This is a genomic window from Campylobacter sp. GB48 (assembly GCF_049221845.1).
In the GTDB taxonomy this organism is placed as follows: domain Bacteria; phylum Campylobacterota; class Campylobacteria; order Campylobacterales; family Campylobacteraceae; genus Campylobacter_D; species Campylobacter_D lari_C.
The window spans coordinates 58,584-83,046 of record NZ_JBMJAR010000001.1; the positions used below are offsets into that span (position 1 = coordinate 58,584).

The following is a 24,463-nucleotide window of genomic DNA, read 5'->3' on the forward strand; positions in this document are numbered from 1 at the left end:
TTTATCTTCTCCTTTTGATTTTTCTTTGAACTAGCATTAAAATTGCAACGCATAAAAAGCCATAAATTAAAATTCTCATGATATTTAAAGTATCACGGTTTGAGTTTCCATAAAAAGGCTTTATATTAAAATGATTTGCCACTTGATCGGCAATATCTGCATAACCATTTAAAATAGCAGCGTTGTAAATGTCTTTTTGTTTAGGATTTGCAAGTATAGGCAAAATCGTTCCTTTTTCAGGATAAGGACTTAAAACGCCTTCTTTATCAAAAAAAGCTAAAGCATCATCACTTGCAAGTATATCTACCTTATGCGAAGCCTTAGAAAAAACAAGTAAAATATATGGTTTACTCAAATTAGCTTCATAGCTTTTTAAATTTTCAAAATCTTTCTTATCACTTAAGGCTAAAGCGATATTCACACCAGTTAACTCATGAATTTGTTTCGAACTTAAAGTGATGTTTTGTTCTATTGCAGTGTTTAAGATGTTATCATTTAATAATATTTCAGCATACAAGAAATTAGTAAAGCAAATAAAAATGGCGGTTAAAAAACCGCCTTTAAATATATTTTTCATCCTATAAAAAGATGATTTACAGTTAAAACCGACCAAGCAGTAATTCCTGCTGCTACAACTAAGCCAGCTATGATTAAGTATTCAAGAACTTTTGCCATAATCATTCCTTTATGATGATATGTTCTTCTCTTTTAGAGTCAAACATTTTAATTTGCTCTGCATTTTCTATTTTATAAGGTTTTTGCATAACATCTTGCTGAGTTTTAAGACCCCAAACAGTAAGTCCAGCTAAAATCGATAACAATAAAACAGTTGCTATTAACATTCCACTAACGCCTGAAAGTGAAAATACACATCTATTTGAATTTTCCATTATTCACCCCTTGAAAGAGAAATCACATATTCACTAACTGCTTCTTTTTGAAGCTCATTTAACAACCCATTGTTAAAATGAGGCATTACCCCTATACTTCCTGCTTTACCACGATTTAAAACATCTACTACAAATTCAGCATTGCCATATTTTGTTAAATCTGGAGCTACTAACTGACCATCAATAGTTCCTTTTCCATCTTCACCATGACATACTGTACAAGTTGCAAAAAGTTCTTTTCCTTTTGCTATAAGTTGAGGATTTTCAGTTTTTTTAATCGCTGAAATTTCAGAAGCAACATAAGCTGCAATTGCAGGAATATCAGCTTCATCTATACCATTATCCGCTGCGCTTAACATCTCGCCCATAGGATAATTCATACCTTTAGAACCTTTAGTAATTACTTCTATAAGTCCTTCTTCTGAACCCCAAATATTAAGATTTTGTGCTTTTCCATTAATACCATCACCAGTAATTCCATGACAAGAAGAACATTGAACCAAGAAAATATTTTTACCCATTTCTTGTTTATCTTGTGCACTTAAATTTGCAAATTTCTGCGCAAATTTCTCATTATGTGTTTGCACTTCTTTATTATACTCACCAATTTGAGAATAGCTATTTAAAGGATATCCCCAAAGAAAATACCATATACACCACACTATAGCCAAGAAAAATACAACAGCCCAGCCAAGTGGTATAGGATTTTTAAACTCACCTATACCATCCCAACTATGCTCACTTAGTTCGCCTTGGCTTTTTTCTTCTTTCATACTTTTAAACAATTTTCCTACCACAACCAGTGTAATCAAGATGATAAGAATTGCTCCAATAAAAGATAACAAATTAACATTATCTTGTAAATTCAACCATTGCATTAAGCACTCCTTTTATTTTGCTCTAAAACACGATCGCTGATTTCATCATGCAGTGCCAAATCAGCGTATTTTTCATAGTTTCTTCTACCTGTCTTTTCAGATCTATACAAATGAAACCAATAAGAATACAAAACCACCACTAAAAATACTACAAGAGCAAAAAAACCATAAGCCTGTAGCTCTCTTATTAGTTCTAAATCCATAGTTTTTCCTATTTTAAGCTATTAAGATACGCGATTATAGCTACAATTTCTCTAATTTCACCTCTAGCAAACGCATCTTTAACATCTTGGTTTTTCATTTGATCTACTATAGCTTGAGCTTCTGCCTTAACTTCTGCTTGAGCTTCTTCCCAAGTACCAAGTTTTGTACCATTTTCAGCATCATAAGGTACATTGAAAACTTTTTTTACAGTTAGTGCTTCCGCATAAGCTGTTTCTATGTTTGCATTATTACTAAACATATGCTTATAGGCTGGCATAATAGAACCAGGTACTACAGATACTGGATCCCACATATGATTTTCATGCCAATCAGTGGTTCTAAAATTTCCTACACGCAATAAATCAGGTCCTGTTCTTTTTGAACCCCATAAAAATGGTCTATCATAAGCATATTCACCGCTAACTGAATACATACCATAACGATCTGTTTCTGATTTAAAAGGACGAATAAGTTGCGAATGACATGCATTGCAACTTTCTTTAATATAAGCATGACGTCCTGCAAGTTGTAAAACAGTGTAAGGTTTTTTACCTTCAATTGGTCTTGCATTTTGTGCAAAATCAGGTAAAACCTCCACAATACCTGCATATGCAATTACAATAAATACTGCTACAGCAAAAAAGAATGGATTTTTTTCTAACCAACTAAACATATTTTTCCTCCTTATGCTGCCATAGGTGAAGCACTTTTTGGTTCTTTATCAAGCACTCTACCCACTGAAATTGATTTATAAATATTATAAACAAACATGAAAAATCCTACTAAGTATAACAAGCCACCCACAGCTCTAATCCAATAATAAGGAATAATAGCTTCAACAGTATCGATGAAAGTATAAAGTAAGTTACCATACTCATCTGTAGCTCTCCACATCATACCTTGAGTAATACCTGCTATCCACATAGAACTAAAATATAGTACTATACCTGTGGTTTGAATCCAAAATTGAGCCTCCATTAATGATTTGCTATATAGCTCTCTTTTAAACATTCTAGGTACCATGTGATAAAGCGCAGCCATAGTCATAAAGCCAACCCAACCTAAAGTACCATCATGAACGTGACCTGGAATCCAATCTGTAAAGTGTGCTAATGCATTAACTGATTTAATAGAAAGAATAGGACCTTCTAAAGTTGAGAACATGTAGAAAGTTGAAGCTAAAATCATAAATTTAATCAATGGACTTTCTCTTAATTGACTCCACTCACCTTTCATAGTAAGCAAGATATTAATTGCTGAACCCCAAGAAGGTAAAATAAGAACAATTGAGAAAACTGAGCCCATAGTTTGCATCCAATCAGGTACAGTCGAATAAATTAAATGGTGTCCACCTGCCCATAGATAAACAAACATTAAGCCCCAAAACGCAAATAAAGATAATTTATAAGAGAAAATTGGCTGACCGCTTTCTTTTGGCAAGAAATAATAAATTTGAGCAATAATACCAACAGTGAATACAAATGCAACAGCATTGTGTCCATACCACCATTGAACTAACGCATCATTTGTTCCTGCATACATAGAAACACTATGCCACCAATCACCCATTCCACTTACAAAGTATGTTGGTACGGCCATATTATTAAATAGATAAAGCATTGCTATACCTAAAAAGGTAGCTATATAATACCAAAGTGAAACATATAAAGTTTTTTCACGGCGAATTCCGATAAGCCCAAAAATACTTACACCCCATAAAACCCAAACTAAAACTACCAATATATCAAGTGGCCATTCAAGTTCTGCGTATTCTTTTGAAGTACTAACACCTGCAAATAAAGTGATAACAGCTATAATCATAGTGATCATATAAAGCCAAAAATGCAATTTACCAATAAACATTAAAAAGCTTGATTCTGCCATACTAACTTTTAGCACGCGTTGACCAATATAATACCAAGTAGCCCAAATTCCTGAGAGCATAAAACCAAAAATTACACCTGAAGTGTGTAATGGTCTAAGTCTTGAAAAAGTACCATACTCACCAGCTAAATAGTTTAAATCCGGATAAGCCATTTGAAAAGCAATAAGCGTTCCAATAGCCATACCAATAACACCAAACAATAAGGTAGCAAACATAAAATATTTAGCGACCGTATAGTCATAGTTTAATGCATTTCCTGGGTGCATTTCCTCTCCTTAATTTTTTTTCTGCAATTATGCAATCTTTATATTATATGATAACTAATATCTTTTTTAGCTTAAAAATTATGTTTATTAATTATCTGTTAATAAATTACTTTGTAAGTATAAAGCCTGTATATGAAAAATACACTCCATATAAAAAGATTAATAAGTAAGAAATCAAACTAGCCGTTTTTTGAAATTTTTCATTTAGTGCTTTAGAAAAATAAGCAAAAAATACCAATGCAGGCAAGGTTGAAAGTCCAAAAACAAGCATAATCAATGCTGCTAAATAAACATTTTGCACACTCATTCCAAAAGCTATATAAAAATATACTAAGCCACAAGGCACAAAACCATTTAAAAAGCCTAAAAAAATAGTACTTTTTAAAGACTTGTTTTGAATTAATCTTGAAATGCTTTTTTTAATGACATAGTCAAAAATTAAAGAATTTTCAAAAAAAACTAAAAATTTTCCTTTAAAAATTAAAGCACAAGATAAAATCATCATAAAAAGCCCAATAATAAAAAACATTACACCTTTTGCAAATTCATTAAAAGAAAATAAATTTCCAAAAATTCCAAAAAATACACCTAAGCAAACATAAGCAAAAATTCGAGATAAATGATAAGAGAAAATCAAAAGAGAAAAAGGAAGTTTGATTTGCTTTGAAAGCTGAGTATAAGCTAAAACAAAGCCTCCACACATTCCATAGCAATGTCCAAAGCTCGAAAGAAAAGCTATACTCGCTAAAGCAATAAAATCTAAATTCACAAAAGCTCTAAAAATTCTTTAAAAATATACTTGCTCTCATGTGGCCCTGATGAGCTTTCTGGATGGTGCTGTACTGATATAATAGGATAATTTTTATATCTTACACCCTCTACATTATTACCAAATAAATTTCTATGAGTAATTGTTGCAACCTCTGCTATTTCTTCAGGAACATTATAGTTGTGATTTTGTGCTGTAATTTCTACTGTGTTATTTGTAAGATTGATTACTGGGTGATTTGCACCGTGTTGACCAAATTTCATCTTATAAGTTTCATAACCAAAAGCATTACTTAAAAGTTGGTGCCCCAAACAAATACCTAACATGGGAATTTTTGCTTCTGCTAATTTTTTAATCTCTGCAATTTCATCTTTTAAAATTCTTGGCTCGCCTGGCCCATTGGATAAAAACACCCCATGAATTACACCTTTTTGATATAAATCAATCAAATCTTTTGCCTTGGTATTATAAGGAAAAACTTCTACTTCAAGTCCTACGCTTACAAGCTCATTTAAAATATTTTCTTTTACACCATAATCAATCACAGCTACTTTTTTACCACTTGCTTTTACATTCTCATAAGCTTTTTTACTATGATCCCAAGCACCTTTACTATGCTTATAAGAGTTTTTAGTGCTAACTTGAGCTACATAATTTACCTCATCAATTTTAGCACTAGAAAGAAGCATTTTTTTAAGTTCTTCTTTATCTTTGATTTCAGTAGAAATAACAGCTCTTAAATTGCCTTGATCTCTAATCATTTTAACTAAAAATCTTGTATCAATTTCACAAATACCTATTTTTCCATGTTTTTTTAAATAAGCACTTAAAGAGTCATTTGCTCTAAAATTTGAATAATCTTCATTTAGCTCTCTTATAATCATGCCACTAGCAAAAACTTCTTTGCTTTCGTTATCCTCATCATTAACACCAACTATACCAATTTCTGGCATTGAAAAAACCACAAATTGACCTGCATATGAAGGATCGGAAATAATTTCTTGATATCCTGTCAAAGAAGTATTAAAGACAAGTTCGCCAAAAAAAGTTCCACCTTCTCCAAAAGCTTTTGCGCTTAAAAAAACATCGTTTTCTATATAAATATATGCTTTCATAAAAGTCCCTTTTTTCTAAGCTCTTCTTGGTAAAGCTTTTCAAATACTAATTCATATTCTTCAGAACCTGGGATAAGCTTTCTTTTATAATTTGAAATTTTTTCATAAACCAAATCTTCTAAATTTTCATACTCTTTTAAATAAGACATAATACTTGAGAAAATGAGATTTTTCACACGATTTTCCGATACATTGTAATTTATCAAATCTTCTTCTACTAAATTTTCTAAAATTTTGTGAGAAAGATTATTGTATCTATCTTCACTATCAAGCATAAATTTAAACTCATTTGCCAATTTTTTCTTAATCATCCAAAACATACTTTTTCTATCTATTTGCATAAACTCGATTTCATCTTCTTGACTTTCTAAAAGCTCTTTTGCTTTTTCATCAAGCTTACGTTCATTTAAAACATCTATTTCTATAATTTCTTTTGCTATTTTTAAAAGCTTTTGACTATCATCTTTAATTTTTACAAAAGAAGAGTGCATTAAATCAAGTATTATTTTATTTGCTATATAAGGTATGTGAGCTGGTTTGATACGCATTTATTCACCTTTTTATTTTTATTGAAATAATACTAAAAAAAAGGTAAAAACTGCTTAAAACTTACTGCGAACTTGCATTTTGATCTAAATTTTTCAAAAGTAGTGTTAAATCCGAAGCTTTTTTAGGTTCCATTTTTGCCATAATAGATGAAATTTTTCTAGGATCTAATGAAAGTAGAATTTTTGAAGCTTCATCAGGTTCCATTTCACTTAATATACCTGCAACAGCCACATCTTTCATTTTTGCATAGATTTCTGTAATACGCCCCATGGTTTTATCATTAATCGCTTGAAGATTTTGCCTAGTTGCTTCTAATATACGTTCATTTTGTTCTTTTAGGCTTTTAATTTGTTCTAAACTTGCATTAACATCAGCTTCTTTTTGCACCAGTGCTTGCATTTTTTCTTTTTGCAAAGCCTCAAAAGATGCTCTATATGCCTCTAAACTTTGCCTTGCCTCATCATATTCTCTAATTTGTTCTTGCATTTGCTCTTTTCTTGCTTCAAAATATTGCTCACAATTTTGCTGTGCATTTACAAAATTTAAAAAAATTAATAAAAATATTATTTTTTTCATTATTTATCCTTATTAAAATGTCTTGTTATAGCAAGCTCGTCTATAAATTTTTCCTCTTCTTTTTGCAGGGCTTTTTGAATCTTTTTTAATTCTTCATTTTCTAAAACTTTGATTTTTTCAAATTCCAAATGAGCTTTTTTATATAAATGCTGATGGTGTGCTAATTCTTTTTTGGTTAAATCCAATTTTTGTTTAACTCTTTGCTTGCCCTCTCTTGCGATTTCTTGCATTTTTAAAGACGATCTTAACAAAGCTATCGAACCCTTTTCGGCCAAAGTTAAGCTTTCGCAAGTTTTTGAGGCTTCTTTAAGCTCTTCCTCGCATTGCAAAAGCTTTTGTCTTGTTTTAGTTAAATTTGCTTCTGCTTTATCAAGCTGTTGTTTTCTAAGCTTAATCACAGAAGAATATTTGCTTTTCATAAAATGATAGTATCTTCTCTTTCAGGGCTTGTAGAGATATAACCTACTTTAACACCACTTAATTCTTCTAAACGTTTAATGTATTTTTTAGCATTTTCAGGTAACAAATCATAATCCCTAATCCCTGCAACTTTATCCCAACCTTCCATTACTTCATAAATAGGTTTAGCATTTTCTAAATCACAAGGTACATAATCTATTTCTTGTCCCTTATACTCATAAGCTTTACAAATTTTAACACTTTCAAAACCATCTAATACATCAAGTTTCATTAATGATAAAGTATCTAAGCCATTTAATCTTGCAGTATATCTTACCGCAACCGCATCAAACCAACCACATCTTCTTTTTCTACCTGTACTTACACCGATTTCTTTACCAATAAGTCCTATTTTTTCACCATCTTCGCCTAAATCTTCACTTGGAAAAGCTCCATTTCCTACTCTTGTTGTATAAGCTTTTACTATACCTATAACTTTTCCAATTTCTTTTGGATTTAACCCCAAACCACTTAAAGCTCCAGCTGAAATAGTCGTTGAGCTAGTAACATAAGGATAAGTTCCATGGTCAATATCAAGCATTGATCCTTGCGCACCTTCTAATAATACTTTTTTATCCTCATCTAAAGCTTTCCAAAGCATTCTTGTAGTATCTGTAATATATGGTGCCAATACCTCTTTAAAGCGTTTTAAATTTTTTAAGATTTCATCATAACTAGGCATTGCGATACCCAAAGCATCAAAATAAGTTTTTTTAAGTTCAAAATCTTTCATTAAATTTTCACAAAGTTTTTCAGGCTCTAGCAACTCCCCTACTCTATGTCCATTGCGACTTATTTTATCTTCATAACTTGGTCCTATACCTTTGCCTGTTGTACCTATAGCTTTATCGCCTTTAAGTCTTTCTCTTGCTTGATCAATCAAAGCATGGTGGTTTAAATTTAAATGAGCCCTATCACTTATAAATAATCTTCCTTCTAAATTTTCAAATTGAGCCATTTCACTAATTAATACATCAGGATTAACCACAACCCCATTTCCTATAACATTAATACATTGCTTATTTAAAACACCTGATGGCATTAAATGTAAAGCATATCTTATACCATCAACCCATATAGTGTGACCTGCATTATGTCCACCTGCACTCCTGCAAACATAATCATAATTTTCGCATAGTTTATCAACTATCTTACCTTTACCTTCATCACCCCATTGGATACCAACGACAATATCTGCTTTACTCATAAAAACTCCATTTTGACTTAAATTTGGCGAGAAGGTGAGAGAATCGAACTCCCCAAAAAGTAGTCAACTACCCTTTCATCTGATTTGAAGTCAGTGGCCATCACCAGATAAGCTAACCTTCCAAAAAATATATTATATCTTAATATTTTTAATTAAAACAAAAATTAAATACTTAAAGTTATAAGTGGTTTTGTTTTATTCTATTATCAAAATTCTTAGTTATAATAGTAGTTTTTATTTTAGTGTCAAGTTTTGACAATCACAATTTTTGGATACAACAATGCATTCTTTCAAACAATCTTTTTTTATAAATTTTTGGGATAATTCCAAAGGCATGATTATGCTTGGAATTTTAAGTGCTATTTATTTTGGAATTTTTGGTAGTGTTTGGGCAGTCACTGGCGAAATGACACGCTGGGGCGGAGAGTTTTTAGAATTTTTTGGTATGGACTTAAGCTCTTATTCTTATTATCAAAAGCAAAATTTAAACGGTACTCCCTTAACAAGAATTGATGGTATTATGCTTATAGGTATGTTTATAGGGTGTTTAAGCGCTGCATTTTTAGCAAATAAATTCAAATGGCGCTTACCTGCTAGCAAAATTCGAATTTTTCAAGCTATTATAGGTGGAATTTTATCTGGTTTTGGCGCAAGACTTGCCTTTGGATGCAACCTAGCAAATTTTTTTACAGGCTTGCCTTATTTTTCTTTACATACTTGGGTTTTTACTTTATTTATGATTTTAGGGATTTATTTAGCTGTTAAAGTTTGCAATCTATCACCTTTTAAACCAAAAGCCAAATTACAACGTGTTTGTAAAGAAAACCAACCATTAAAAACGCACAATAAAACCGCAAAGATATATTTTTATATAGGACTTGGTGTATTTATAATTTTTATAACTTATGTTGTACTTATACTACAAAAACAACCTTTAAATATTAAAAACAAAGAAAGTATTCTTCCTTTAGCGTTAATATTTGGCTTTGTTTTTGGTTTTATCATATCTAGAGCTCAAATTTGCTTTACTTCTTGCTTTAGAGATTTATTTTTATTTGGTAGAGATAATGCCATAAAGGGAGCTTTAATAGGTATGATTATAGCTTGTTTAATAGCTTTTGCATTTATCTTACAAGGACACACTAGCAAAATAATAGAAATATCACCAAATATTGCTTTAGGTGCTTTTTTATTTGGCTTTGGGATAGTTTTTGCCGGAGGATGCGAGTGTGGCTGGATGTATCGAGCTTGTGAAGGACAAAGTCATTTTATTATAGTGGGTATTGCAAATATTATTGGCACTATGATATTAGCTTTAAGCTACGATTATTTTCCAAATTTCTTAACAGATGGAGTAAAGATTCATCTTTTAAATGAATTTGGTTATTTTAATGGTTTAGTAATCAATTTAACTTTATTTGCAATTTTATTTTTATTTATATTAAAGTTTAAAAAATCATTCTTTTTCAAACAAAATAAAAAAGGGAAAATATGATTATTCATTATAGTTTAAATTTAGAAGGTGAAGCTTGTCCATACCCTGCTATAGCTACTATTGATGCCTTAAAAGAACTAAAATCAGGTGAAGTTTTAGAAATTTTATGCGACTGTCCGCAAAGTATCAATTCTATACCTCAAGATGCTAAAAATCGTGGTTTTGAAATTCTAGAAATAAATCAAGATGGCCCAACACTTAGATTTTTAATTCAAAAGCCTTGATAAGTTTTAATTTTAAGTTTAAAAAATAGAGAATATTTGCTCAAATATTCTCATATTAACTTTAATTACCTTCAAGTTCTGCAACGAGATTATCAATTTGTTCCCTTAAAATACTTTGGCGTTTTACTATCCCAACAAGTTCTAAATTTAATGCTTTTATATCGATTGCTTCTCTCGTATCTTTTGCTTCTACATAACTTGATACACTTAAGTTATAATCATTATTTTTTATTTCTTCTATACTTACTAACTTAGTAAGATATGGCACTTCTACCCTATCTTTATAAAGATTTAAAATATTTTCTAAATTTTCTTTACTTAGTATGTTTTTGTTAGTTACTTTGATAAATTCTTCGTTTGCATTGATAAAATGCACATTTTTATCAGTTTTGTTTTTTCTAAGCACCAAAATACACACTGCAATACCTGTCCCAAAAAAGAGATTCGGAGCTAAAGAAATCACACAATCTACAAAATTTTCTTCTATCATATATTTTCTTATTTCTTTTTCTGCACCACCTCTATACATTACACCCGGAAAACAAACAATCGCCGCACTTCCTTTCTCGCTAAGCCAAGAAAGCGAATGCATCACAAAAGCTAAATCTGCTTTAGAGGTAGGTGCTAAAACCCCTGCTTTATTAAATCTTTCATCATTAATTAAAAGTGCATTATTTTTACCTTCCCATTTAGTGCTATAAGGTGGATTGCTAACAATTGCATCAAAAGGCTCTAAGTCTTTATGTTCTTCGTTAGGATTTATCAAAGTATCGCCATGTGCTATATCAAAAAGCGTATAATTTACATCGTGCAAAAACATATTCATTCTTGCAAGATTATAAGTTGTTATATTAATCTCTTGCCCAAAATAACCCTTTTTTGGATCGCTTTTAAGTGATTTTTTATACTGCAAAAGTAGCGATCCACTTCCACATGCAGGATCATAAACTTTATTTGGCTTTTTGTTATTATGTAAAGTAATTTCTACTAAAAGTTTACTTACTTCTTGTGGAGTAAAAAATTCTCCTCCACTTTTACCTGCATTACTTGCATACATAGTCATTAAAAACTCATAAGCATCACCAAAAGCATCAATCTCATTTTCATTATAATGCAAATTAAGTTCAGAAATTGCCTCCATAATCTTTATAATCTTTTTATTACGCTCTAGATTGTTTGCCCCAAGTTTATTAGAATAAAGATCTAAATCATCAAAAAGCCCTTTAAAGCTTTTTTCACTCTCACTTCCATTAGCACTACTTTCAATCTCTTTAAAAATATCGCTAAGTTTTTCATTTAAATTTTCCAAATTTACATTTTTAAGAATACTGGAAAAAAGATAACTTGGTTTTATAAAAAATCCTTTGGCATTAACAATCGCTTCTTTGCCATTTTCCGCCATTTCATCGCTTAAATTTTCATAATCTTGCTTATAAGCTTTCAAAACAAAGCTCTTTAGATTTTCACAGATAAAATAATAAAACAAAAACCCCAAAACATAACTTTTAAAATCCCAACCATCTACACTTCCACGCAATTCATTTGCAATTTTCCAAATAGTTTTGTGTAATTCTTCTCTTTCAATCACGCTTTTCATATAGCTTCCTTAAAAGTTAATAATTTATTTCTATAGTATTCATACTGCTTTTTTCTTGCTTTTATCTCTGCAGGAATTCCACTTTGTAAATCCGTAGTAAGTGTGTGGAATTTATCTAAAATACTAACGATTTTTTCTTGTGTTGCAAGTGGTGGGATAGGAATTTGAAATTGCTTAAGTCTTTCTATACTCAATCGCATTACTTTTGTTCCTTGTGCATATTTTTTCTTATATTCTATAAATCGCTCACTTTGAAACACATAACCTACATATTTAGGATTTAAAGAATGAGAAAAAGCAAAACTATCCCCACTAATACACACATTATTTTCACCTAAATACACAATTGCTTTGCAAATATCTTCTATGTTTTCACTAGCTCCTGCAATAATTAAATCACCTTTTTTAGCCTTTTTAAGCTTTTTAGCACTTTCAAAGTCTACAAAACTTTTAGTTGTATATGTATAGTTATTATAATAAGTATGAATCTGTCCATAATGAATACAAGGAATTCCAAAATCCAATAAATCTTTTTTTTGCAAACCACTTCCACGAGTAAAGTTACCAACTTCGCCTAGCATTTTTAGCTCATACCCCCCCCCATTTTTGTCTAAATACTCAAAAGATAAAAGTTTATTACGATAATACTCATACTGACGACGGCGTGCTTCTAGCTCTGCTTCTAGCTCTGCTTCTAATTTAGTAAAGGTGTCTAAAATTTTCACAATTTCTTCTTGAACTTCAAGGGGTGGAATGGGGATTTGGAGAGTTTGAATATCTATTTTATTTAATGCGGGAATACCTGCTCCATATTGTAATTTAATAAGATTATTTTGATTATTTTTTAAAAAATAATAAATAAATTTATAATTTAAAAATTCTACAATTTTTTCTATTGTATAACAATGTGCTCCAGCCCAAAATGGCGTTTGCATAAAATTGACATACCCAGCCGACGCTCCACCTTGACTTATAATAATGGTTTGAGCATTTTTATTATAAGTATCCCAATAACCTGATGGATTAATTCCGCCGTTCATTACAGGATATAATCCATTTTCTAAAAGCAAATTTTTATTTAATTGTTGTCCTTTTACAACTTCGCACACTTCTCCTAAACTCTTAAACTCTACGCCATTAGGGCAAAGTTCTTTTAAAAGTTTTTCTATTTTATTCATCATCTACCTTTAAAAAAACCATAAATTTATCAAAAAATGCCTTAAGCTTGTTAATGATACTTTCTCGCTTTTCATCATTTCCTTCGCTTTTTGGTGCAAAAGGATTAATAGCAGGTAAAAGCCTACCTATGCGTTCGCCTTTATCTTGGAAAAAATTTAATTCAAAAGCATCATCTAAATACTCTTTTGTCAGTTTTTCATTTAAATTTTCATCTTTTATAAGTTGGTTTAATTCTTGCTCTTTTTTTCTTTGCATAAAATTTTTAAAAAGGCTTTTATAGTCGCTGTTTTTATTATTATCAATTTCATTTAAAAATTCTTCAATAAGTTCTTTTTTATCTCTTAAACTTGGGTTTGAAATAGTAGTTTTTAAAATACTTTCTTTTGTTTTTTCTTGATTTGTTTTATAATATTCTTCAAGTAAAAATAGTATAAAATCTACATTAATTTCATTTTGCTTAATGAGTTCAATTTCAAAAATCAAATCATCGTTAATATTTTCTTTTTCTGTTTTTTGCTTAAGCGTAGCATAAAGCTCTAAATAATGACTTTGATAATCTTGTTTATCTCTTATATTTAAAGGATTTTTAAATTCATCAAAAAGACTTAAAATATTCTCAAGTTTTAAAACTTCATTAAAAATCTTAATAAATTCTTTTTGCTCTTTTTCACTATAAAGTGGGAAATTTAAAAGATCAAATTTTTGTTTTAACTCATCTATTAGCACAACATACTTTTCAAAATAAAAAGCAAAATTTTCTAGCAAAACAATACTTGATGCTTTTTCATCGCCAAACATCTGCAAGCTTTTATTTGTCGCATTTTCTAAATCTCTAAAACACACGATATTACCACAATTTTTTTGCTCATTTAAAATTCTATTAGTGCGTGAAAAGGCTTGTAAAAGTCCGTGATATTTTAGATTTTTATCCACATAAAGAGTATTGATTGTTTTAGAATCAAATCCTGTTAAAAACATATTTACTACGATTAGTAAATCTAATTCTTTATCTTTAAGCTTTTGTGATACATCTTTGTAATAATTATCAAATTTTTCTAAACTAAAATCACTTTTAAAATAACTATTATAATCTTTTATCGCCTTGCTTAAAAACTCTTTAGCGCTTTGTGTATCATTTATAAATTCATCTAAATCTTCATTTTGCTCATAAGAATAAATAACACCAACTTTTAAATTACTATTATTTTGCTTTAACTGCTTACTAAATTCTTCATAGTATTTTTTAGCAAAATCTACACTAGCAGTAGCAAAGATCGCATTAAAACCTTGGACTCTTTGATTTTTTAACATATAAGCACTTTGTCTTTTGGTGTGGCGATTAAAATTTTCTAAAATATAACTTGTGATTTTTTCTATGCGTTCATCATTTAAAAGACTTGATTCTCTATCGATAGTAGAAATTTTCTTATCTAAATCACTTTCAATTTGTTTCATTGTAGAATGATAACTTACTTTAAAAGGTAAAACATTTTTATCTTTTATCGCATTTAATATTGTATAAGAATGTAAACAATCGCCAAAAGTACTTTGAGTAGTTTTAAGTTCTAAGTTTTTATTATCATTTACAAAATAATTTTTTCCCGCATTTTCTTCAAAAATAGGCGTTCCTGTGAAACCAAAAACATAGTATTTTTTAAATTTTTTAATGATTTGCTCGTGCATTTTTCCAAATTGACTTCTATGGCATTCATCAAAGATAAAAACAATTTCAGAATCAAAAATGCGAGAATTGTCGTATTTTTGTACGAATTTTGAAAGTTTTTGTATGGTAGTAATGATGATTTTCTCATCTTCTTTTACGCTTTCAATTCTTCTTTTTAACTCATCGGTGTTTTTAGTAGCATTTGCTGCACCTTTTTCAAATTTATCGTATTCTTTTTGGGTTTGATAATCTAAATCTTTTCTATCCACAATAAAAAGTACTTTTTTAATAAAGTCAAGTTTTGTAGCTAAAATTGCTGTTTTAAACGAAGTTAAAGTTTTTCCACTTCCTGTGCTATGCCAAATAAACCCTCCTGCCTCTATATTTCCATAGTATTTATACTTATGAGCGATTTTAATTTTATTGATTATTCTCTCACTTGCTGCGATTTGATAAGCACGCATAATCAATAATTCATTATCAGCATTAAAAACACAATATTTTGTAAGAATATTAAGTAAATTTCTTTTAGCTAAAAAAGTCTTTGTAAAATCTTCTAAGTCTTCGATGATGTTATTTTTTGCATCTGAAAAACTCATACAAAAAGCATAATTATCATTTAAAGATTTTTTAACTTTATGTTGATTTGTATTGCTATAATATTTGGTTAATGTGCCATTTGAAATGATAAAAATTTGCACAAATTCATAGAGTGCATTTCCTTGTAAAAAACTTTCTTTTTGATAACGCTTAATTTGATTAAAAGCTTCTTTTAAATTTACACCACGCTTTTTTAACTCAATATGTACCAAAGGCAAACCATTTACCAAAATACTAACATCATAGCGATTTTTAAATTTACCACTTTCATTTTTTAATTGCGACACAACTTGAAGATGATTGTTAATAGGATTGATCCTATCTATAAGAATGATATTTTTCTTACTTCCATCATCTTTTTCAAGTGTGAGAGTAAAACTATCATTTTGAAGCATCTTGGTTTTGTCTTCAAAATTTAGTTTTTTATTTGCAATATTTTCTTTATAAAATTTTTGCCATTCTTCTTGTGAGAAAATGATATTATTTAATCTTTCAAGTTGTAATTTGAAATTATTTTCAAGTTCTAAAATATTATTTAGCTCTAATTTTTCATAGCCTTGAAGCTCTAATTCTTTAATAAGAAATTTTTCTAAATCTTCTTCATTTTGATAAGCTTTTAGCTCTTTTGGTGTAAATTTGTATTCTGTAACAATAGTAGTATTGTCATTTTGTGTAATTAAATCATTCATAAAAAAACCTAAAAAATATAATTTAAAAATTATACACAATTATCCCTACAAAAAAGTAGGGAAATTTAAGGATTTTATAGATGTTTTAACATTGTTTCATAAGCTGCTTTAGTTCCTGGGCGCACTTTTGTAACCAAGCTTACTAAAACAATCACAACAGAAGCAGCTAAAAATCCTGGAATAATTTCATATATAGGAAAATTAAGCCACTCGGCTAAGAAATTTTTATATGCTACAACCACAACTGCACCGGTAATCATACCTGCAATAGCAGCGTATCTTGTCATTTTTGACCAAAATAACGAAAAGAGCATTACAGAACCAAAACTTGCTCCAAATCCCGCCCAAGCATAAGCTACTATACTTAATACACTTGAGTTTTTATCAGTAGAAATGATAAAAGCTATCACAGCTACTGCTAAAACACCAAATCTACCCAAAGTCATCACTGTTTTATTAGATGCTTCTTTATTAAAAATTCTTTTATAAAAATCTTCTGCTATAGTTGAACTTGAAACAAGTAATTGCGAACTTGCTGTACTCATAATAGCTGCTAAAATAGCACTAAGTAAAATACCTGCTATCCAAGGATTAAAAAGTAATTGTGACATCACTATGAAAATCTTTTCAGGGTCTTGCAAACTAAGCTCAAATTTACTCACATAAGCTATACCTAAAATACCTATCAAACAAGCACCTATTAAAGATATAACCATCCAAGAAATTCCTACAAAAGTAGCAGTTGGAATATCTTTAGTTGATCTTATAGACATAAAACGCACCAAAATATGTGGCTGACCAAAATATCCAAGTCCCCATGAAAGCGCTGAAACTATACCTAAAAAGCTTAATCCTTCTCCCATAGAAAAAGTATTTGGCTTAATTTCTTTGACTATATTAACAGCTTCACTAAAGCCACCTAAATGATAAATCATCACTATAGGCACAACAATCAAAGCACTCATCATTAATAAACCTTGAATCAAATCCGTCCAACAAACTGCCTTATATCCACCTAAAAATGTATAAGCAACTATAATAACAGTTCCTGTAGTTAAAGCATAATCATATTGAATTCCAAAAGTTGCTTCAAAAAGTTTTGCTCCACCTACAAGCCCCGATGAAACATAAAAAGTAAAGAAAATTAAAATAACAATAGCACAAACCACTCTTAATATATGCTTATCATCATCAAACCTTGTTTCAAAATAATCTGGAATTGTAATAGAATTTGCAATCACACTAGTATAAATTCTAAGTCTTTTTGCTACAAAAGCCCAGTTTAAAAACGCTCCTATACTAAGACCTATTGCAATATAACTTTCAGCCAAACCACTTACATATAAAGCTCCTGGTAAACCCATTAAAAGCCAACCGCTCATATCAGAAGCTCCAGCACTAAGTGCTGAAACCACTGGTCCCATAGAACGACCACCTAAAAAATAGTCCTCTGAATTTTTATTTTGTTTATAAAAATAAAATCCGATAAAAAGCATTAGCGCTGAATATGCGACAAACATTATCGCAATTTGAGTATTAATTTGAACAACCTCCATTTTATCTCCTTTATATTATTTTAAAGCACGAATGCCTAGATTTCCATAACGATGGAAAGATATACTTAAAGCTTTCTCATTGTGATATAAAAGCAACTCAAAACGCCCATTTATTAAAGGCTTAGCATTAGCGATGATTTTTGCACAACTTGCTGCTTTTATGAAAATTTCATCATTAACATCTAATGGGGCAAAATAACGAATTCTCTCATAATCAGCTATTTTGCTAATGAAATTTTCTTTACTTTCTTTAAGGAATAAAGTTTTTGAACTAATTTTTTGATTAATCTTTTGCACAAGATCTATTTTTTCATGCTCATCATAACTTAAAACAAGATCAATATTTAATACACTAGCTGCTAAAATAACTCCTAAAATATCTTTTAAACTATCATCTTTATGCACTCTATAAGCGATATTTTTAACCTTTGTATAAGAGAAAAGATTATCCTCGCCTCTTATATTGACATAATCTTTCGCACTTGCAAATTCATGTTTTGCATGGTAAGCATAGCTTCTTGCCATAGCTTTAATGACTTCAAAATCGGCTTTATCTTTTTCATTTAAATCTAAGCTTAAAGCATTTAAATTTGATACTAATTCATTGTCTAAGACATTTTGATCAGCTTGACTTTGCTCTATATCTAAAAATTGGGTAATGTAATTATAAATTCCAACCTTTCTACCAAAACCAATGGCTGATTTTTTAATACCACCAAAAGGCTGTCTAAGAACTATAGCTCCTGTTGTTGGTTTATTAATATAAATATTTCCTGCCTCTATGTGAGTGTGAAAATACTCCCATTCTCTCTCATCTAAACTTTCAAATCCTGCTGTAAGTCCATAGCCTGTTGAATTTACTATATCAATAGCTTCTTTTAAATCTTTTGCTTTCATTACAGTTAAGATTGGTGCAAAAAGCTCATTCATGTGCGTAAAATCACCTTTTTTAGTACCATACTTAATCCCTGGAGTTAAAAGATAAGGATTATCATCTACAAATTTAGGTTTTAAAGCCCAACTTTCATACGGAGCTAGCTCATCTAAAGCTTTTTGTAATTTCACATCTGGTTTATCTGCTAAAGCTCCAAGTTTATTTTTAAACACAAATGGATTTCCAACCGCCATAGAACTAGCAGCATCTACCAAAGTCTTTTTAAACTCTTCATCATTATAAACTTCTTCTTCTAAAACTAGTAAAGAAGTAGCAGAGCATTTTTGACCTGAATTTGAAAAAGCTGAATGAATGATATTTTTAATCGCACTATCACGATCAGCAAATTTAGAAACAATAGTTGCGTTTTTACCGCCTGTTTCAGCACTTAAAAGCAAGGTTGGATTAGCTTTGAGCATTGCATAAGCAGTTTCTTCCCCACCGGTTAATACTGAAAATTTCACACTTTGATCAACAAGTAAGTATTTTGATATATCACTACCTTTAGCAGGTAAGAAAATCAAAGCATCTTTAGGAATTCCTGCATCCCAAAAACATTTACAAAGCATATAACCTGTTAACATCGATAAAGATGAAGGTTTGTATATCACTCTATTTCCTGCAGCCAAAGGTGCTGCTATAGTTCCTACTGAAATACCCACTGGAAAATTCCATGGCGCAATCACCACACCTATACCTTTTGCTTTAAAAGTAGTATTAGGGTTTTGCTCTTTTAGTTTTTCCAAAGAATGTGGGTAAAATTCTAAAAAGTCTATAGCCTCACTAACTTCAGGATCAATTTCTAAGAAAGTTTTTCCTACTTCTAAAGCTGCTATACCTATTAAATCTCCTCTACGATCTCTAACAAGTTGAGCAGTTTTTGCTAAAATTTTATAAATTTCATCGTGACTTAAATCACTAAAATTTGAGCTCTTAGCTACATCTAAAGCGTATTTAATCTCTGCTTGGCCTGCTAAATGTGCTTTACCTATAGTGCGATTTTTGATTTTATCTTTAACTTCTACTACTTGTAAATTTTCGTTTTTAATTTCCTCTTTTGCAACCGGATAGACATCATAATTTTCTAAATTTTCATATTTAGTTCTTATATTTTTAGCCCACTCTCTATTTGCTTTTAAGATAAAATCTGTGTCAGGTTCGTTTTTAAATTCTTTACTCTCATAAGAACTAATAGCCTTTGTTTCATTGTTTCTATCTTGAGTTCTATGAGTAGAATTATCCAAGCTAGCAACACCTTCTAAAGATTTTATAAACAATTCTTTTTGCGTCTGCCAATTTTTATCATTAATTTTAAGATTGAAAAAATATCTCATGAAATTATCTTCACTAGTATTTTCATCAAGTCTTCTTACTAAGTATGCAATAGCATTGTTAAAATGTGCTTCATCGCAAACTGGTGCATAAAGTATAAGATCATGCATTTTAGAAAGCTCATAAGAGCATTGCAAACTCATACCTTCAAGCATTTCAAAAGTAAAAGATGATAAAGCTCCTGCTTGTGAAATCCTAGTATAAGCATAAGCAATTTCAAACAAATTATGGCTTGCAATACCTACATTAATATATTTATAATTATCTCCCTCTAAGACAAAATCAAGCATTTTTTTATAGTTACTATCAGTGTCAATTTTTTTATAAAAAGTAGGCAGAGCCCAACCTCTTTGTGAAGCTATAGTTTCTTCACTTTCCATATTCGCTCCTTTAACAAAGCGAATTTTTATAGGCTTCATACCTTTTAAAACTCTTTCTTTTGAAAAAGCAAAAAGTTTTTTCAAATACTCATAAGAATCAGGTAAATAAGCTTGCAAAACAATACCTGCTTTAATATCATATTTTGCAACACTCTCCATAAAAGCTTCAACAGTTAATTCTAAATCTCTAAATTCTTCCATGTCAAGATTGATAAATTTAGACACACCTTGCTTTTTTTCTTCCTCTAAAGCAAGAGCATATAATTTATCCAATCTTTTTACCACCTCATCTTTAGAGTATTCAAAATCAATAATATTGATTTGGGAAAAAATGGTAGTAATTTTAATAGAAATATAAGTAATATAGCTTGTTTTTAATGCTTCTTCGTATTTTTTCATTCTATAAGCACTCTCAGTCTCACCCAAAACCTCTTCACCAATTAAATTTACATTTAAGGTGATTTTATCTTCATCTTTTCTTTTACGCATATGAGGCTCTAAAACACTAGGATTTGCATCTAAAACCATAGCTTTAGTATCTTCTCTTAAATGCTTAATGAAAAATGGCACACTAAGAGTTGGTGCAAATTTTCCAAAATTTAAAAATGAAAAAAGTAAAAATTTTTCAAAAGCACTAAAAAAATCTGCTATACCATATTTATTTAAAGTATGTTCTATTAGCTCAAAACTAGCGCTTTTATCTTTACATCTAAAAGAGCGATCTAAAAGCTCAATTAACATTACTTTATTTTTAGGATTGTTTAAAAGTTTTTGCATTTTGGCATGAAATTCTTTTTCACTTTGAGAAATATTACTTTCTATCTTTCTTTGTAATTCTTCAGCTAATTGCAAAGCTTTTTGTATCATTTTTTCCTCCACTTTAATAGTTAATATGTATTTATGATACAAAAATTGCAACGAAAATCAACATATATTTATTTGTAATTTATTTTTTTATGTAAAAAAGTAACAAATATAAACATATATTTTTAATTGTAAATAAAATATTAGCGTAATAATAAATAATTATGAGTATTTTTTACACATCTAGCGATAATCTTTGCTTCAATATTATATTCTTTAAGTATTTTTAAAGCTTCACTTGCTTCATTTTCACTCATACTAGCTAAAAGTCCACCTGAAGTTTGAGGATCAAAATACACTATATCCCCATCTTTTTCATTTAAATTTTCAACCCAAATTTTTAGGCTATCTTTATTTTTATAAGCTCCCGCGGGGATTATCCCCATATTAGCCATTGACAAAACTCCATCCATTAAAGGAATTTCATTTTTATACACTTCTATCATAATCTCTTTATTTAACATTTCTTTTAAATGTCCTAAAAGACCAAAACCTGTCACATCACTTAAAGCACTAAGACTTTTAAATTCCCTCAAAATACGACTTGCATATAAATTTAAAAAACTCATTTGCTCTACCGCTTTTAAAATCTTTGCTTTTTCTAGCAAACCAGCCTTGATAGCAGTACTAATAATACCACTGCCTATAGGCTTAGTAAGTAAAATCACATCACCATCTTTTGCGCTATTATTAGCTATAAATTTCTTAGGATGAACTACGCCTGTTACACTAAGCCCAAAAATAAATTCATCATTTTCTATAGTATGCCCACCTACTAGCACAGCGCCAGCTTCTTCAACTTTAACTCTAGCACCTTCTAACACTTCAAGTAAAATTTCATTATTAAAATGACAAGTATCAAAACCTACAATATTTAAAGCATTAATCGCCTCAGCACCCATAGCAAATACATCACTTAAAGCATTTGCAGCAGCTATAGCGCCAAAATGATACGCACTATCAACCACGGGTGTAACAAAATCAAGAGTTTGCACCAAAGCTAAATCTTCATTTAGCTTATAAACACTCGCATCTTCATTATTATTAATACCACTTAAAATGTTTTCATGCGGTTTTAAAATGCCAAGAATTTTGTCAAGACCCACCGAGTCTAATTTGGCAGCTCAACCCGCAGCTTTTACATATTGGGTTAGTTTTTGATCTTTATATATCATAAAGAAATAATCTTTGCCTTTCCAAAAAGTTCATTTAAAATTTCATAAGCATTACCTATTTTGCCTATTTTAAGTTCTTTGCTTTTGCCAAAAAATTCCAAACATGCCCCGCAACTATAAATTTCAACTCCTAAATTTTCAAGTTCTTTCATAGCTTCAAAAGCAATATGAGAACAATCAGTATTCATCAAAACACTATCATTAACACAAAGGATTTTTACAGGTTTATTAGGTAAATCTTTTAGAGTTTTTAAAAAACCTAGCATTAAATTTTTTCCAAGTTCTCCCTCGCCCACTCTATCGCTTTTTAAAAATAACACATTGTATTCTTGTAAATTTTTTTCTTGAGTTTGAGCTATATTGCCATCTTTTACAATGCTAATAATACTCTCATCATCTAAATCTTTAACGCTAAATTCCAAATTTAAAGATTTTAAAAATCTCATTACATTTTCTTTAGAAGCTTGAGAATTTAAAAGAATTTCTAAATTTTCATTTTCTTTTAACTCTTCTAAGGCTTTTTTTGTTTCTATCACAGGACGTGGACAAGCTAAATCTCTACAATCAATTTTCATTTTTTACCTTTTTTATTTAATGATATATTGTTATAACTTGTATTCAAATTAAGTTTTGTTTTTTTCTTGATTTTTCTTAAAAAATAATTCTTTAAAGCGTTTATTGGTATATTCTTCTACATCTTGTTGTAAAATTTTAAAATTTTGAATTAATTCATAAGCTCTTGGAGTAAGTTTGCTACCAGCTTCACTTCCTCTTCCTTTTTTGGCAATGAGCAGTTCTTCTTTCATATTTTTTTCCAAATCTTGTATATAAAGCCATGCTTTTTTATAATTAATCCCTAATTGTTTAGCTGCTTGAGAAATACTTCCACATTCTCCTACTAATTCTAAAATATCTGTTTTACCTTTACCAAAAAGCAATTCTCCATCAGAATTTTCTATCCAAATTTTACTTTTTATATGAAATTTTTTACCTTTTTTTTCTTCAAAACAACCAAGTTCACAGTATTTAACATCAATTTTATAAGTTTTAAGTGTGGCTCTAATATCAGCCATATTAAAGTCTTTAGTACATTCTAAAGTATCTTTACATGATATACGACGCTTAGAATCTAATTTTGTTTCTAATTTTTCTAAAATTTCACTTTTTGCTATATTTTTGTTTAACTTGCCAAATTGACCTAGCTCACAATCTGAAATTTTTACGCCTAATTCTTTTATAGCAGTTTGAAAATCTTCTTTAGAATATTGTTTTAAAAGTTCTAGTGCTTTTTTACAAGTAAGTTTATTATTTTCATCAAGATTTTTTTGAATTTGTAAAATTAGCTCTTCCATGAATTAACCTTGGATTATAAGTAGTAAAAAAGGGTGCTTGTAAACACCCTTTGAATTATTTTACATCAAGTCCTAAATTTTGACCCTTGAGTAAAACTCTTTTTCTATACATTGCACTAACTTCAGCTGCATCGCCAACCAAAAGTGCATTTGTAGAACAAACCGCAGCACACATAGGCACTTTACCTTCTGCGATACGATTTTGTCCATAAAGCTCTCTTTCTTCATGAGAGTTAGTAGGCTCAGGACCACCTGCACACATAGTACATTTGTCCATTTCACCCTTAATACCAAAAGCACCATCTCTTGGAAATTGTGGAGCGCCAAAAGGACATGCATAAAGACAATACCCACAACCTATACAAGTTTTTTTATCATGTAAAACAATACCATCAGCTCTAATATAAAAGCATTTTACAGGACAAACTTGCTCACATGGAGCATCTGTACAGTGTTGGCAAGCAAGAGTTGTTGAAAACTCTTTGCCTTCTATACCTTCATTTAAAGTGATTACTTTTCTTCTATTAATTCCTACTGGCACTTCATGCGCACTTGAACAAGCTACTTGACAAGCAAAGCAAGAAATACAGCGATTGTTATCTACATAAAATTTCATTCTAGCCAT

Annotated in this window: 24 protein-coding genes and 1 tRNA gene; 2 read left to right on the forward strand and 23 right to left on the reverse strand. The window is 30.0% G+C overall.

Annotated elements, in window-relative coordinates:
• Nucleotide 1 precedes the first annotated feature (1 nt).
• The 14 genes from ACOTVC_RS00295 to ACOTVC_RS00360 form a co-directional block, all read right to left on the reverse strand.
• Nucleotides 2–577 (reverse strand): hypothetical protein, encoded by a 576-nt coding sequence (locus ACOTVC_RS00295; RefSeq protein ID WP_421627346.1) that lies wholly within the window; start codon nucleotides 575–577, stop codon nucleotides 2–4.
• Nucleotides 574–675, reverse strand: coding sequence for a hypothetical protein (locus tag ACOTVC_RS00300; protein WP_087685197.1), 102 nt, complete (start codon nucleotides 673–675; stop codon nucleotides 574–576). The genes ACOTVC_RS00295 and ACOTVC_RS00300 overlap by 4 nt, the downstream gene beginning before the upstream one ends.
• Nucleotides 676–677: 2 nt before the next feature.
• Nucleotides 678–890: a DUF4006 family protein gene (locus ACOTVC_RS00305; RefSeq protein ID WP_039617641.1), complete on the reverse strand. Its 213-nt coding sequence runs from the start codon at nucleotides 888–890 to the stop codon at nucleotides 678–680.
• Nucleotides 890–1,768 (reverse strand): cytochrome-c oxidase, cbb3-type subunit III, encoded by an 879-nt coding sequence (gene ccoP / locus ACOTVC_RS00310; RefSeq protein ID WP_214114864.1) that lies wholly within the window; start codon nucleotides 1,766–1,768, stop codon nucleotides 890–892. The genes ACOTVC_RS00305 and ccoP overlap by 1 nt, the downstream gene beginning before the upstream one ends.
• Nucleotides 1,768–1,971 carry a cytochrome c oxidase, cbb3-type, CcoQ subunit gene (locus tag ACOTVC_RS00315; protein WP_039617636.1) on the reverse strand — a complete coding sequence of 68 codons (204 nt, stop codon included), beginning with the start codon at nucleotides 1,969–1,971 and terminating at the stop codon, nucleotides 1,768–1,770. Before ACOTVC_RS00315 ends, ccoP begins: the two co-directional genes overlap by 1 nt.
• An 8-nt stretch (nucleotides 1,972–1,979) precedes the next feature.
• Nucleotides 1,980–2,645: a cytochrome-c oxidase, cbb3-type subunit II gene (gene ccoO, locus ACOTVC_RS00320; RefSeq protein ID WP_039617633.1), complete on the reverse strand. Its 666-nt coding sequence runs from the start codon at nucleotides 2,643–2,645 to the stop codon at nucleotides 1,980–1,982.
• Nucleotides 2,646–2,656: 11 nt separating this feature from the next.
• Complete coding sequence (gene ccoN, locus ACOTVC_RS00325; protein ID WP_039617631.1) at nucleotides 2,657–4,123, reverse strand: cytochrome-c oxidase, cbb3-type subunit I; 1,467 nt, start codon at nucleotides 4,121–4,123, stop codon at nucleotides 2,657–2,659.
• 106 nt (nucleotides 4,124–4,229) lie between these two features.
• Nucleotides 4,230–4,892, reverse strand: a complete 663-nt coding sequence (locus tag ACOTVC_RS00330; protein ID WP_421627349.1) for a sulfite exporter TauE/SafE family protein — start codon at nucleotides 4,890–4,892, stop codon at nucleotides 4,230–4,232.
• A complete protein-coding gene (gene carA, locus ACOTVC_RS00335) occupies nucleotides 4,889–6,007 on the reverse strand; it encodes a glutamine-hydrolyzing carbamoyl-phosphate synthase small subunit (protein ID WP_214114862.1) in 1,119 nt (372 codons plus the stop codon). The genes ACOTVC_RS00330 and carA overlap by 4 nt, the downstream gene beginning before the upstream one ends.
• Entirely contained in the window at nucleotides 6,004–6,555 is a 552-nt protein-coding gene (locus tag ACOTVC_RS00340; protein WP_039617626.1) for a DUF507 family protein, read from the reverse strand. Before ACOTVC_RS00340 ends, carA begins: the two co-directional genes overlap by 4 nt.
• Before the next feature lie 61 nt (nucleotides 6,556–6,616).
• A complete protein-coding gene (locus ACOTVC_RS00345; protein WP_115645129.1) occupies nucleotides 6,617–7,132 on the reverse strand; it encodes a MotE family protein in 516 nt (171 codons plus the stop codon).
• The gene (locus ACOTVC_RS00350; protein ID WP_039617622.1) at nucleotides 7,132–7,551 is read right to left on the reverse strand and encodes a flagellar FliJ family protein; all 420 of its coding nucleotides are present in this window, start codon (nucleotides 7,549–7,551) and stop codon (nucleotides 7,132–7,134) included. The genes ACOTVC_RS00345 and ACOTVC_RS00350 overlap by 1 nt, the downstream gene beginning before the upstream one ends.
• A complete protein-coding gene (locus ACOTVC_RS00355; RefSeq protein WP_421627352.1) occupies nucleotides 7,548–8,798 on the reverse strand; it encodes an adenylosuccinate synthase in 1,251 nt (416 codons plus the stop codon). The genes ACOTVC_RS00350 and ACOTVC_RS00355 overlap by 4 nt, the downstream gene beginning before the upstream one ends.
• Nucleotides 8,799–8,822: 24 nt before the next feature.
• Nucleotides 8,823–8,920 (reverse strand) — tRNA-Sec (locus tag ACOTVC_RS00360).
• 158 nt (nucleotides 8,921–9,078) lie between these two features.
• On the opposite strand from ACOTVC_RS00360, the gene yedE reads away from it, so the two are divergent.
• Nucleotides 9,079–10,293: a selenium metabolism membrane protein YedE/FdhT gene (gene yedE / locus ACOTVC_RS00365; RefSeq protein ID WP_214116214.1), complete on the forward strand. Its 1,215-nt coding sequence runs from the start codon at nucleotides 9,079–9,081 to the stop codon at nucleotides 10,291–10,293.
• On the forward strand, nucleotides 10,290–10,517 hold the full coding sequence (gene yedF, locus ACOTVC_RS00370) for a sulfurtransferase-like selenium metabolism protein YedF (protein ID WP_012661107.1): 228 nt from the start codon (nucleotides 10,290–10,292) through the stop codon (nucleotides 10,515–10,517). Before yedE ends, yedF (ACOTVC_RS00370) begins: the two co-directional genes overlap by 4 nt.
• A 61-nt stretch (nucleotides 10,518–10,578) precedes the next feature.
• Here yedF (ACOTVC_RS00370) and ACOTVC_RS00375 read toward each other — a convergent pair whose 3' ends face one another.
• The 9 genes from ACOTVC_RS00375 to fdh3B form a co-directional block, all read right to left on the reverse strand.
• Entirely contained in the window at nucleotides 10,579–12,114 is a 1,536-nt protein-coding gene (locus ACOTVC_RS00375; RefSeq protein WP_214116216.1) for a type I restriction-modification system subunit M, read from the reverse strand.
• Nucleotides 12,111–13,292, reverse strand: coding sequence for a restriction endonuclease subunit S (locus ACOTVC_RS00380; protein ID WP_421627355.1), 1,182 nt, complete (start codon nucleotides 13,290–13,292; stop codon nucleotides 12,111–12,113). Before ACOTVC_RS00380 ends, ACOTVC_RS00375 begins: the two co-directional genes overlap by 4 nt.
• Entirely contained in the window at nucleotides 13,285–16,245 is a 2,961-nt protein-coding gene (locus tag ACOTVC_RS00385; RefSeq protein WP_421627356.1) for a type I restriction endonuclease subunit R, read from the reverse strand. The genes ACOTVC_RS00380 and ACOTVC_RS00385 overlap by 8 nt, the downstream gene beginning before the upstream one ends.
• 74 nt (nucleotides 16,246–16,319) lie before the next feature.
• Nucleotides 16,320–17,801 carry a sodium/proline symporter PutP gene (gene putP / locus ACOTVC_RS00390; RefSeq protein ID WP_039617615.1) on the reverse strand — a complete coding sequence of 494 codons (1,482 nt, stop codon included), beginning with the start codon at nucleotides 17,799–17,801 and terminating at the stop codon, nucleotides 16,320–16,322.
• A 15-nt stretch (nucleotides 17,802–17,816) separates the two neighbouring features.
• The gene (locus ACOTVC_RS00395) at nucleotides 17,817–21,314 is read right to left on the reverse strand and encodes a bifunctional proline dehydrogenase/L-glutamate gamma-semialdehyde dehydrogenase (protein WP_214097738.1); all 3,498 of its coding nucleotides are present in this window, start codon (nucleotides 21,312–21,314) and stop codon (nucleotides 17,817–17,819) included.
• A gap of 140 nt (nucleotides 21,315–21,454) precedes the next feature.
• Nucleotides 21,455–22,486 carry a selenide, water dikinase SelD gene (selD, locus tag ACOTVC_RS00400; RefSeq protein WP_214116428.1) on the reverse strand — a complete coding sequence of 344 codons (1,032 nt, stop codon included), beginning with the start codon at nucleotides 22,484–22,486 and terminating at the stop codon, nucleotides 21,455–21,457.
• Nucleotides 22,483–23,061: a sulfurtransferase-like selenium metabolism protein YedF gene (yedF, locus tag ACOTVC_RS00405; RefSeq protein WP_039625428.1), complete on the reverse strand. Its 579-nt coding sequence runs from the start codon at nucleotides 23,059–23,061 to the stop codon at nucleotides 22,483–22,485. The genes selD and yedF (ACOTVC_RS00405) overlap by 4 nt, the downstream gene beginning before the upstream one ends.
• Nucleotides 23,062–23,109: 48 nt before the next feature.
• On the reverse strand, nucleotides 23,110–23,838 hold the full coding sequence (locus ACOTVC_RS00410; RefSeq protein ID WP_039617610.1) for a ModE repressor domain protein: 729 nt from the start codon (nucleotides 23,836–23,838) through the stop codon (nucleotides 23,110–23,112).
• 55 nt (nucleotides 23,839–23,893) lie between these two features.
• A complete protein-coding gene (gene fdh3B, locus ACOTVC_RS00415; RefSeq protein WP_039617607.1) occupies nucleotides 23,894–24,463 on the reverse strand; it encodes a formate dehydrogenase FDH3 subunit beta in 570 nt (189 codons plus the stop codon).